The following is a 12,246-nucleotide window of genomic DNA, read 5'->3' on the forward strand; positions in this document are numbered from 1 at the left end:
GGCGCAGTGCGACCGGGGCTTCAGGCTAATGGCGCCGGGTAAACGCTACGCCTGCAGCGGCCGCGAGCGATAAACGGCGATCAGTTCGGCGATCAGCTCTTTCGCCAGAATTGAGGTCATCAGATGGTCCTGGGCGTGAACCATGACCAGCGTCATTTTGGTTTTGCCTTCGCCCTCGTCGGCCTCAATCAGCTGGGTCTGAACCAGATGCGCTTCGCGGGAAAAATGGGTCGCTTCTTTCATCTTTGCATCGGCAGCGTCAAAATAACCCTCTTTGGCGCAGCTCAGCGCTTCGTAGCACAGGCTGCGCGACTGGCCGGCATTGATAATAATGCCCATGACCTGTTCTTCTAATTCCATGACTTACCTCTGAATAATCTAAATTATGCGGATTGCGTCGCGGCCTGCGACCCGGTTTCGGCGTTATGGCTTTCCTGGCTCAGCAGCTGCTTTTCATAAGCGCGCAGGAACGGCAGGTACATCACCATCGCGGTTCCCATACAGATCAGGCACATGATCACCGGGCTAAAGCTCCAGTTTGCCGCCCAGGAGGCGCCAATAGGGGCCGGAGTGGTCCACGGCGTCATTGAAACCACGCGGCTCACCAGATCCAGCTTCAGCGCAAACCAGGCGAGGGTGGCGTTAATCATCGGAACCAGCACGAACGGCAGGAAGAACAGCGGGTTCATGATGATCGGCGCGCCGAACAGAATCGGTTCGTTGATGTTAAATACGCCCGGCACCACGCCCATTCGGCCAATGGTTCGCAGATGAACGGCCTTGCTGCGCAGCAGCATCAGCGCCAGCGGCAGGGTCGATCCCACACCGCCGATCAGCAGATAGTGATCCCAGAAGCCCTGCACGTAGATATGCGGAATGGCGGTGCCTGCGGCCATTGCCGCCTGGTTGATCGACAGGTTAGCCATCCAGAACGGGTTCATAATTCCGGTGACGATCAGCGCGCCGTGGATCCCGGCGAACCACAGGACCTGGCATACCAGCACCGAGATCAGGATCGCCGGCAGAGTATCGGAGGCCGCGACCAGCGGTTTCACCAGCGACATGATCGCTTCCGGAATGATCATCCCCAGCTGCGCTTCGATAAACAGGTTGAGCGGGTGGAGGGTCAGCACCACTGCCAGCACCGGGATAAGGATTTCAAACGAACGCGCAACGCCCGCTGGCACCTCCGGCGGCAGGCGAATGGTCACGTTGTGGCGCTTGAGGAAGGCGTACAGCTCGGTAGAGTAAATGGCCACCAGAATAGCGGTGAAGATCCCCTGGCCGGAGAAATAGGCGGTGGAGATCTGCCCGTCTTTCAGCGGCGCGGCGACCAGCAGGAATGACATCAGCGACAGCATGCCGGCGGTCAACGAGTCCAGATTATGGTGCTTCGCCAGGCTTGCCGCGATGCCGACGGCAATAAACAGCGTCATGACCCCCATGCTGAAGTTAAACGGCAGCATCAGCGCTTCACGATGATCGAGGGAGAACTGCAGCCAGGCGCGGGCAAAGCCCCAGCTGGTGTCCGGGGAAAACGGCGGAAAGATAAAGACCAGCAGGAAGGAGCCGACGATCATAAAGGGCAGGGCGGTAATAAAGCCGTCGCGAATCGAGGTGACGTACTTTTGCTGGCCGATGGCGCCGGCCATCGGGGTAATTTTTTGCTCGATCACGGCGATCAGTTTGGCGTACAGAGAGCTCATCTTCTTTCCCTTAATGCTTGTTATCGATCAGAGCGAGCGCGAAATCGAGCACCGCACCGCCTTTCTGCATGCCGTAATCCATCATGTTGATGGGCTCCACGAGGATCCCGTAGCGGTCGGCCTGTTTTTGCAGATCTTTTTGCATGTATTTGACCTGCGGGCCGAGCAGCACGACTTGGTAGTGCGCAACCTGCTCGGCGAACTCCGCCACGCCGAAGGCCCTGATCTCAACCGCCAGGCCTCGCTTCTCCGCTTCGTCGATCATTTTCTTCATCAGCAGGCTGGTGGACATCCCCGCAGAACAACACAACATTATCTTTTTCATATACGGCTCCCGATGGGTTAGATGTCCGGACTATAGTCATCGGGATATAAAACGGAAAGCGCTTTCCGTTCGTGGATTTATTAATTGTGACAACGATCACCTATGGCAGGCTTTTACTTTATGTGGTTGTGCGCCATCATCGCGGCGTAAATACAAATCTCAAAAGGTAGCACTATGAACTTTCAGTTGATGAATGTTGCCGTCGACATCATCGAGCAGCGGCTGGCGCCGCTGGCCAACGTTCTGACGCGCAATAACCACATTACGGCGATGCGCGATAGCTTCGCGCTGGCCATGCCGTTTGTGATTGTTGGTAGTTTGCTGGTACCCATTTTGTTTCCGCCCGTTTCCATTAACGGCGCATCGGCGTTTGGCCAGTTTTACCTGCAGCTGCGGCCGATCTTGCTGCCGACGTTTGAGCTGACCATTGGCCTGGTGGCGCTGATCGTGGCCTTCGGCGCCAGCGCCAGCCTTGCCAAGCAGTATCGCCTGCCGGAGCGGCTGTGCGGCCTGACCGGCTGCCTGGCCTTCCTGCTGTTTATCGGCTTTCGCGATAACGGCGCGACCAATATCTTTCTCGGCGGCATGGGGATATTCACTGCGCTTATTTCAAGCGTATATTCAATTGAAATAATTCGTTTTTTCTACAGGAAGGGCTGGTGCATCCGGCTGCCGGAAGAGGTCCCGCTGATGACCCGCAACGGTTTTCAGCTGCTGATACCGCTGCTGGTGGTGATGCTCTCCATTAGCGTCATCAACGCCGTCCTGCTGCAGACCAGCGGGAGAATATTACCGGAGCTTATCAGCGAAGCGGTGCGGCCGCTGGTTATCGCATCCGATACCCTGACGGCGGTACTTATCTCTTTATTTATCTGTAACTTGCTTTGGTTTGTCGGCATTCACGGCGCCCTGATTATTACCGGCATCATGAATCCCTTCTGGATGACCTATCTCTTTGAAAACCAGCAGGCCCTGGCCTCAGGCGCCGCGACGCTGCCGCATATCTATCTCCAGGGATTCTGGGATTTCTACCTGCTGATTGGCGGCATAGGTTCCACCCTGCCGCTGGTCTTTATGGCGATGCGCAGCCGCTCCCGGCAGCTGAAAAGCGTGGGAAAAATCGGCCTACTGCCGTCCCTGTTTAACATCAATGAGCCGATACTGTTCGGCTTTCCGATCATTATGAACCCGGTATTCCTGCTGCCGTTTATTTTCGTGCCGCTGATAAATGCCTGTATCGCATGGTATTTAACGCACCTTGGCATCCTAGATCGCGCGGTGGCGATGCTGCCTTGGTCGATGCCGTCGCCGCTCGGCGCGGCGTGGTCGGCGAACGGCAGCTGGAAAAATCTGTGCATGAGCCTGTTCGCCATTTTCAACTCGTGGATGCTGTACCGCCCCTTCTTCAAGGTCTACGAGCGCCAGCTCGCCGACGCCGAACGCTAGCCTGTTCCCGCAATGAAACCAGCCCGCGAATGCGGGCTTTTTTATGTCGAAGCTGTTTATGTGACGAAAGTCACGAATTCTTACTGGTTATAATCAATTTTGTGAACTAATCCGGCAATTACGGAAAGCGCTTTCCGTTTGTGGATGTACATTTCCTTTTTTGATCCGTAAATTTCCTGACGTTCCAGACCCTGTTAATAAAAAAATAACGAACGAAGGAAAAAAATAATGATAAGGCTTAACTCATCAATACCTCTGTCTTTGCTCGCTTTGGCGGTAATGAGCGACTGCGCCAGCGCCGATCCGCAATATGATTTTGCGCTGCACGGCTATATCCGATCCGGCATTCTTGCCAACTCTGACGGCAACCGCGCCGACTCCGTCGGCCTGATGCCGGACGGGAAATGGCGCCTCGGCAACGAAGAGGACACCAAGATCGAGCTGATCCCCACCGTAACGCTGAAGTCTGACTCCGGCGCGGTGGCGCGGATCCAGGCCAATATTACCCACCAGTCGAAATGCACCTCTGACTGGAACTGTCAGGATGACGACGGCCACGATGTGCAGTTCCGTGAAGGCTTTGCCGAGCTGTCGAATCTCGATTTCGCGCCGGAGATGACCTTCTGGGGCGGTAAGCGCTACAGCAGCTCCAACACCTCCAGCCACCAGTTCGACTGGGAGTACATTCAGTACAACGGCACCGGCGGCGGCTTCGATAACATGGATCTGGGCTTCGCCCGCTTCGATGCCGGGGTCTATGCCTTCTCCCCAACCGATGAAACCAAAGCCTACCCGGTCGATAAGGGCGATCAGGGCTACCCGGACGACTACTCCCTCAACCTGTGGTTTAAAAAGATTGCCGGCACCGGCCTCGACCTGGAGCTTATCGGCCACCATATGAACCGCAATGAGAACCACCCGACGGCGGCCGAAAAAGGCTACGGCATTACCGGCGTCTATAACTTCGATGGTTTCTACGGCCTGACCGGCGGCTACTCGCGGGTGGTCTTCCAGTACGGACGCGGCCTGGCAGCGGGCGATTCGCTGGGGAAAAACGGCTGGGGATGGGCCAACCTTGAAGATACCCAGTCCTGGCGCGTGGTGCTGGATAACCTTGCCTCGATGGGGGACTGGGAGGTTTCTACCTTTGCCTACTACCAGAAGGATAAGAACTACCGGTGGTGGACTGACGATGCGAACGGCTGGGGCCGCTCAAGCTGGGTCGCCGGGATCCGCCCGTATCAGCAAATTACCAAAAACTTCGCCATGCAGTACGAGCTGGGCTACGAATATCTCGATGATAGCAACTACAAAGGGGTTGATGGCAAAGGAAAAGGCGGCCTGACCAAAGTCACTATCGCCCCGACGTTAACCTTTGATTCCGGCTACTGGACCCGACCGCAGCTGCGCTTTTTTGTCACCTACGCGAAGTGGGATAAAGGCGTCTCCGACGCCCTCGACGGTAACTATGACTGGAGCACCAATACCATTTCTGCCGGTGGCTATTCGCGCAGCGGTGACACCGATACGCTGAATTTTGGCGTCCAGGCCGAAGTGTGGTTCTAAGGAGCGAAACGATGATTTATCCCGTGAAAAAGATCGTGCTGATAGCGCTGCTTTCGGCCCTGGGAAGCGCCGGGGCCATGGCGGCCGAACGCTCACACTTCGAGAACTTTATTACCCGCGATGGCGCGATGCTGAAGGATGGCGACAAGGTTTTCCGCTTTGCCGGAATTCATGCGCCGGAGCTGCACCGCATTGAGGACGATGCGCGCGGCCCGTGCCGGGCCGATACCCGCGGCTGGGGGCAGTATTTCAGATGGCCGACCGCCGACGAGCAGGAGAACTGGATCAGGGCGATGGTGCAGACCGGCGCGAAAGCGCAGCGCGTGTACGTCCTCTCCGTTCAGCAGGCGTTTGATAAGGCCTGCGGGCGCGAAACGCATATCCTGGCGCCGGCAACCGCGGACGGCATGCCGCGCCTGAACGAAAAGGCGATGCGGGTTTACGACAATATGATTGCCGAAGCGGACAAGCAGGGGCTGCGCCTGATCCTGCCTTTTATCGATCACTGGTGGTGGTGGGGCGGCCGCGAGCAGCTGGCGGCGTTTTATCATGAAAAGCCAGCAGACTTTTATCGCACCGACAGTCAAACCTACCGGGCCTATCTCGACGTGATCCGTCAGGTGATCACGCGGACCAACAGCGTGACCGGCCGCGCCTACTACGACGAAAAGGCCATTATGGCATGGGAAACCGGTAACGAACTGGAGGATACCAACGCGGCGTTCCTGCAGCAGACCGCCGCGTGGATCAAAAAGTGGGCGCCGCATCAGCTGGTCGTTGACGGCACCTATAAGAAAATCAACGACTTTGCTCTAAACGATCCCAACGTCGATATCGTCAGCAACCATTACTACACCAACGCCGAGAACAACCATCCTGAGCAGGTGAAGAAGGACCTGCGGTCGGCCGGCGGCAAAAAAGCGTACATGGTCGGCGAGTTCGGCCTGCTGGATGCGCAGCAGCTCAACGCCATTATGCAGTCGATCGTCCACAGCGAGGTCGACGGCGCGCGGGCGGCGGGTGGGCTGATCTGGGGCTTCCGCGGCCATCGTCACGACGGCGGCTTCTACTGGCACAAAGAGTCAACCGGCCACTACAGCTACCATCTGCCTGGCTTCCCGGTGGAAGGAAAATCCAACCAGGAGATGGAGGTGGTGAACCTGGTGCGTACCGCCTCGGCGCAGATGGCCGGGCAGGAGAGCGCGCCGCCGCTGCCGAAGCCGGACGCGCCGAAGCTGCGGGAGACGGACTCGCCCTTTGCCATCAACTGGATGGGGGCGGCGGTGGGACGCGCCTATGACGTGGAGCGCGCCGGGTCGGCACAAGGACCCTGGAAAGTGGTGGAGAGCGATATTTCCGACGGCGTGAACGAGTGGGATCCGTTAACCATGAATCTGTTCCGCGATAGCTATCGCACTTTGCAGCTGGGTCATACCTACTTTTATCGGGTGGTGGCTAAAAATGAGAGCGGGACCTCGGCCCCCTCCAACGTGATTAGCGTTAAGCACACTCAGGAGAATCAGCCGCCGGTGGTGGATCTGCCCGAGGCCTTAACCACCACCCAGGACCGGGGGCTGCTGCTTGCCGCCAGCTGGCGCGATGACGCCCTTCCGGACGATAGCGTCAAGGTCAGCTGGAGCAGCGGCGGCAACGAGCAGGCCCATTTCTGCGCCAGCGATAGAGCGGAAACCCGCGTCTGGTTCAGCGGCCCCGGCGAGTACGCCCTGACCCTGACCGCCGACGACGGCCTGCTTAAAAGCCGTAAAACCGTCAGGGTAACGGTAGCGCAAGCCGCGGGCAAAGCGCCCGCCGACTACTGCCGTTTTACGGGCGAAATCTTTGACGTCAGCCGGGGCAAGATTGCGGCGGCCAACAGCGAGAAAGATGCGCTGACGACCGGCGCCGACGGCTTCCTCGGGCCCTTTGCCAACGATGGCGACAGGGTGAGCTGGCAGGTGCCGGCGCCGTGGAGCGGCAAGTATCAGCTGCGGGTGACCTTTAACGGCAAATGGGGCGGTAAGAAAAACTCGTTTATCGTTAACGGCGGCACGCCGATAGCGGTCGAATTCCCGGCAACCGATGAGCAGGGCCAGCAGCTGCAGGTGCCGGTGGAGCTGAAAGCCGGCGACAACCGCATCGACTTTGGCAAATTTGCCGGCGACTGGGGATATATGTTTATCAAATCGATCGAAGTGATTGCAGAGTAGTACCTATTGGCTGCGCCTGTTGCGCGCAGCCTTTTTTAACTTACAGGAGGCGTTATGACCCGGTATCAGTTTCCGGACGGTTTTTTTTGGGGCGCGGCGGCATCCGGCCCGCAAACGGAAGGCGTAACCGACAAGCCGCATCGTTCCATCTGGGACAGCTGGTTTGCCGCTCAGCCGGAGCGTTTTTATCAGCAGGTGGGCCCGCAGGTCGTCTGCGATACCTACCGCCAGTATCCGCAGGACGTGGCGTTGATGAAGCAGACCGGCTTCAACTCCTTTCGCACCTCGATTCAGTGGTCGCGGCTGATCGCCGATTTTGAAACCGGTGCCCCCGACGCAGCGGCGGTGCGTTTCTATAACGACTATCTTGATGAGATGATCGAGAGCGGTATCGAACCGATGATCAACCTCTACCACTTCGATATGCCGGAAGCGCTACAGGAGCAGTACGGCGGTTTTGAATCGGCCCACGTCGCCGAGCTTTTCGCCCGCTTTGCCCGCACCGCGTTCGAGCTGTTCGGCCATAAGGTGAAGTACTGGATAACCTTCAACGAGCCGATTGTCCCGGTGGAGGGCGGCTATCTGTACGATTTCCACTATCCGTGTAAAAAGGACGGCAGGCTGGCGGCGCAGGTGGCGTTTAACGTCATGCTGGCCCACGCGAAGGCGGTGGGCGCGTTCCGCGAGCTGGCGCTTGAGAGTCAGATCGGCGTGGTGCTGAACCTGACCCCCTCCTATCCCCGCAGCGATAGCGCGGAGGATAAAAAAGCCGCCTGGTATGCGGATCTGTTCTTTAACCGCAGCTTCCTCGATCCGCTGGTTAAGCACCAGTTTCCGAAGGAGCTGTGCGAAATTCTTGCCGTACACGGCTGCCTGCCTGAAATCGCAAAAGGGGATGCCGAGCTGATAACCTCCTCGCGTATCGATTTCCTCGGCGTCAACTATTACGTCCCTCGCCGGGTCAAGGCGCGTGAGAGCGACTACACGCTGGACTATTTTACCCCCGAGTTTTACTTCGAAAACTACGTTAATCCGCAGGGGCGCTTTAATCCCTACCGCGACAATAACGAAATTCTGCCGCAGGCGATTTACGATATTGCCCTTAATATCCGCGACAACTACCGCAATATCCCGTGGTATCTCGCTGAAATCGGCATTGCTATGGATCTGCAGTCCGAAGGGGAGCCGGGGGAGGACGGGGTGATTGATGACGCGTTTCGTATCAACCTGATGGAGGAGCATCTGGTTGAGCTGCATCGGGCTATCGCCGACGGCGCCAGCTGCTTTGGCGTGCATCAATGGACCTTTATCGATAACTGGTCGTGGATTAACGCCTTCAAGCGGCGCTACGGTTTCTGGCGGCTCAATCTGCAAACCGGCGAGCGGCAGATCAAGCGCAACGCGCTGTGGTTTGCCGAGCTGGCCGCCGGTAACGGATTTACGGTCGAAAAATAGCCCTGCGCACGGGCCCCGGATTGCGGCAACGCCCTCTCCGGGGTGTGCTCAGAAAAGGGTTACTTTTTTACCGCCGGCAGCGAGGCTATCCAGTTCATCGCCAGCTGCGGCCATTCGGCGGCGGGCAGTCCCCGGGCCCCGCGAATCCCGAAGCCGTGCTTGCCTTCGGCAAACAGATGCAGCTCCGTCGGCACCCGCTGGGCGCGCAGCGCGTTAAACATCACCAGCGAGTTATCTACCGGCACCGACGGGTCGTCCACCGCGTGCAGGATAAAGGTCGGCGGCGTCTCCGGGGTGACGTTCTGCTCCGGCGAATAGCGGCGCAGCCGTTCTGCCGTCGGTTCCTCGCCAATCAGCGCCCGGCGCGAGCCGGGATGGGCAATTGCGGGATCCATGGCGATCACCGGATAGCCGAGCACCACGAAGTCCGGGCGCGCGCTCTGCCCGTCGATAGCATCCACGGCGGTATATACCTGCTCGTTATAGCGGGTCTCCAGGCTGGCCGCGACGTGACCGCCGGCGGAAAAGCCCATGACGCCAATTTTGTGCGGGTCGATATGCCAGTCGGCTGCGCGCGCCCTCAGGAGACGCAGCGCGCGCTGGGCGTCGGCCAGCGGCGCGTCGCTGCCCTCCGCGTGGCCATCTGCCGGCATCCGATAGGTCATCACAAACAGGGTGTAGCCCTCGGCGTTGAAAACGGGGGCGAGGTCGCTGCCCTCTTTATCCAGCACCACCCGCTGATAGGAGCCGCCGGGGGTGACCAGCAGCGCAATGCCGTTGGGTTTTTCCGCAGCATAGACGGTAATTTCCGGCGCCCGAATGCCCGTGACGGCGCGGTCGGGCAGCGCCGGGTCCTTGCTGCGATCGACGAGGGCGTAGCGGGCAGGGCTGTTTTTGGCGCCGGGGGCTTCGCCATCGGGCCAAACCGTCAGCGTCGGCAGCGCGGCCAGCGCCGCCTGAGAAGATAAAAGCAGCGCGACGGCCGCCGTCAGGGGTAAACGCGTCATGAGCATCTCCGTTATGGAAAATGCTTATTTATCATTGATTAGCGGCGGTTAACGCGAGTTGCTTCACAGAACGCCGTTTCATTTAAAGTGAAATGAAACGGCGTTTCTGGTCTGACTCAGGCGCGGGTGGCGATCGGAAGCGCCGAGGCCTTGATCAGCGCAATGGCCTCTTTGCCTGCGACCAGCCCCAGCGCCTCCCTGCTGCCGTGGGTGACAATAGCCACCAGCTTTGCGCCGCCCGCGAGGGTTAACTCAACCTCATCGTTCACTTGCGCCCGTGGCTACCGCGCTCACCGTGGCGGTGAGCTGATTACGTGCTGATACCGCCATAGAATCTCCTGGGCAGCGGGTTGCGTGCCTGTCGAACCTATACCAGTTCATCTTTGGTGATGCCCAATCTTTTCATCCGCGACAGCAGGGTGGTGCGCTTTAAGCCCAGCCGCTGGGCGGCGCCTTTGGGGCCGGCAACCACGCCGTTGCTCTCTTTCAGCACTCGAACGATGAGCTGATACTCGTCCTCGCCCTCCTGCGGCAGAATTTCTGCCGCCATCGGCTCCGGCTCGATGTTCAGCTCGGGCATCGACAGCTGCAGCACGCTGCCGCGGGTCAGCAGCACCGCGCGCTCAATGACGTTTTCCAGCTCGCGGACGTTGCCCGGCCACTCCATGCGGCTCAGGGTGCGCAGGGTTTCCGCCGGAATGCTGTCGATATTGCGCCCCAGACGGCGGGCAATTTTAAAGGTGAAGGCTTTGACCAGCAGCGGGATATCGTCCGGACGCTCGCGCAGCGGCGGGAGGTGGATCGGGAAAACGTTGAGCCGGTAGTAGAGATCGCTGCGGAACTCGCGATCGGCGACCATCTGCTTGAGATCGCGGTTGGTCGCGGCGATCAGCCGCACGTCGGTGCGGATCAGCTTATTGCTGCCGAGGCGCTCAAACTCCTGCTCCTGCAGCACGCGCAGCAGCTTCGGCTGCAGCTCGACCGGCATATCGCCGACCTCATCGAGAAACAGCGAGCTTTTGTCCGCCAGCTCAAAACGACCGATGCGCTGGGCGCTGGCGCCGGTAAAGGCCCCGCGCTCGTGGCCAAACAGGTCGCTCTCCAGCAGCCCGGCGGGCATCGCCGCGCAGTTCATTTTCACCATCCGCCGGGCGTTGCGGCCGCTGAGGTTATGGATCGCGCGGGCAATCAGCTCCTTACCGGTGCCGGTTTCGCCGAGGATCAGCACGGTGCTGTCGCTGTGCGCCACCATTTCGACCTGCTTGAGCACGCTGTGCATCGCTTCGCTGCGGCCGATTATCTCGCCGAACTCGCTCTCGACGTTGTTGAGCTGCTCGGTCAGCGCGAGGTTCTCATCCACCAGCCGCTCTTTCAGGCGCTGGATCTCGCGGTACGCCAGCGCGTTATCGACGGCGATCGACACGCGCTCGGCGATCTGGCGCAGCAGCTTCAGGTTGGTGGTGGTGAAGACCTTCTCATCGCACTGCGCCAGCTTCAGCACCCCAAGCAGGGTATTGCCGGACATCAGCGGCAGCAGGCACAGGGTCTGAATCTGGTTATCCCACATCTCGAAGAGCATTTTTTCGTACGGCGCCAGGGAGTCGTGCTCGTGCAGATTGAGCAGCAGCATCTCTTTGCTTTTGAACACCCGCTCGGTCAGCGTCCCGGCTTCGTTGACCTCGCTTTGGTCGTGCACCGGATGGCTGGCGTCGAGGTAGTGGGTCGAGTAGATGTTCAGCTTGCCTTTGCGGCCGCTGCGCAGTACCACGCTGATGGCGTCGATGCGGAAATAGCGGTGGATCTCTTTGGCGACCTCGCTGACCAGCTCGTCGATATCCAGCCGGGAGAGCACGGCGTTGGTGATGGCAACCAGAATGCGGAAGTTATCGCGCTCGTGGCACAGCAGATCGTAATCAACGTTATTGCTGACCCGGCTCTGGATCTGCTCGGTGACCACGGCGACGATCTGCGTGAAGGTGTGCAGGCGCTGATACTCTTTTTCCGTCCACGGACGGGCATCGTTGCGGATAAATTCGCAGCCGCCGAAGATGCGGCCCTCTGCCGCCAGCGGCAGCAGGCAGTAATAGCCGAACGACGGGTAGAGGCCGCTATCGGCCAGCTGCGGCCAGGCTTCGACAAAGGTGGCGCGGTCGCAGTGCAGCGCGTCGGGGCGCGAGAGCAGGCGCCGTACCGGCCCGTGGGCCAGCACGGTCTCATCTTCGTAGCTCACCGGCAGGCCTGCTTCGTCGCAGGCGTATCTGGCCGCCCGGTGATTGCCGGCGTTCCACAGAAGAATAGCGGCGCGATCCGCCAGCGCAGATTGCCGGACCAGACGCGTCAGCGTTTCGCTCAGCGCGGCCAGATCGGGCTGCTGTAATAAAACTCGGGTGATGTCGAACAGACCCTGCTGTCCAAAATCGCCCAACGGTGTATACGACATTGCTTAAGTCCAAAAGCGCCGCAAAGCGGCGCAGAAGAAAGTGATGACACAAATAATAGTCTGTTAATAAAGCGGTTGTGACCGCCATTAACCC

At 59.2% G+C, this 12,246-nt stretch carries 9 protein-coding genes and 1 pseudogene; 4 read left to right on the plus strand and 6 right to left on the minus strand.

Annotated features, from left to right (window positions below):
• Window positions 1–45 precede the first annotated feature (45 nt).
• The 3 genes from HCK03_RS05380 to HCK03_RS05390 are packed head-to-tail and all read right to left on the minus strand — an operon-like array spanning window position 46 to window position 2,031.
• Window positions 46–360, minus strand: coding sequence for a PTS lactose/cellobiose transporter subunit IIA (locus HCK03_RS05380; protein WP_167691236.1), 315 nt, complete (start codon window positions 358–360; stop codon window positions 46–48).
• A 23-nt stretch (window positions 361–383) separates the two neighbouring features.
• Complete coding sequence (locus HCK03_RS05385; RefSeq protein ID WP_115192044.1) at window positions 384–1,706, minus strand: PTS sugar transporter subunit IIC; 1,323 nt, start codon at window positions 1,704–1,706, stop codon at window positions 384–386.
• A gap of 10 nt (window positions 1,707–1,716) precedes the next feature.
• Window positions 1,717–2,031 (minus strand): PTS sugar transporter subunit IIB, encoded by a 315-nt coding sequence (locus HCK03_RS05390; RefSeq protein WP_041146913.1) that lies wholly within the window; start codon window positions 2,029–2,031, stop codon window positions 1,717–1,719.
• Window positions 2,032–2,205: 174 nt separating this feature from the next.
• Here HCK03_RS05390 and HCK03_RS05395 point away from each other — a divergent pair, with 174 nt between their 5' ends.
• From HCK03_RS05395 to HCK03_RS05410, 4 genes are all read left to right on the plus strand, one after another.
• Window positions 2,206–3,477, plus strand: a complete 1,272-nt coding sequence (locus HCK03_RS05395) for a PTS sugar transporter subunit IIC (RefSeq protein WP_041146912.1) — start codon at window positions 2,206–2,208, stop codon at window positions 3,475–3,477.
• A gap of 228 nt (window positions 3,478–3,705) precedes the next feature.
• Window positions 3,706–5,043, plus strand: coding sequence for a maltoporin (locus tag HCK03_RS05400; RefSeq protein WP_041146911.1), 1,338 nt, complete (start codon window positions 3,706–3,708; stop codon window positions 5,041–5,043).
• A gap of 11 nt (window positions 5,044–5,054) precedes the next feature.
• Entirely contained in the window at window positions 5,055–7,250 is a 2,196-nt protein-coding gene (locus tag HCK03_RS05405; protein WP_407692378.1) for a CBM35 domain-containing protein, read from the plus strand.
• A gap of 54 nt (window positions 7,251–7,304) precedes the next feature.
• A complete protein-coding gene (locus HCK03_RS05410) occupies window positions 7,305–8,705 on the plus strand; it encodes a glycoside hydrolase family 1 protein (RefSeq protein ID WP_167691237.1) in 1,401 nt (466 codons plus the stop codon).
• Window positions 8,706–8,764: 59 nt separating this feature from the next.
• On the opposite strand, the gene HCK03_RS05415 is transcribed toward HCK03_RS05410, so the two are convergent.
• The 3 genes and pseudogenes from HCK03_RS05415 to flhA form a co-directional block, all read right to left on the minus strand.
• Complete coding sequence (locus HCK03_RS05415) at window positions 8,765–9,712, minus strand: alpha/beta hydrolase (RefSeq protein WP_123552096.1); 948 nt, start codon at window positions 9,710–9,712, stop codon at window positions 8,765–8,767.
• Window positions 9,713–9,837: 125 nt separating this feature from the next.
• Window positions 9,838–10,042, minus strand: a pseudogene (locus HCK03_RS05420) (TOBE domain-containing protein); the annotation flags it as partial.
• A gap of 37 nt (window positions 10,043–10,079) precedes the next feature.
• The gene (flhA, locus tag HCK03_RS05425) at window positions 10,080–12,152 is read right to left on the minus strand and encodes a formate hydrogenlyase transcriptional activator FlhA (RefSeq protein WP_115192047.1); all 2,073 of its coding nucleotides are present in this window, start codon (window positions 12,150–12,152) and stop codon (window positions 10,080–10,082) included.
• Window positions 12,153–12,246: the final 94 nt, after the last annotated feature.

The organism is Klebsiella terrigena (assembly GCF_012029655.1).
Lineage (GTDB): Bacteria > Pseudomonadota > Gammaproteobacteria > Enterobacterales > Enterobacteriaceae > Klebsiella > Klebsiella terrigena.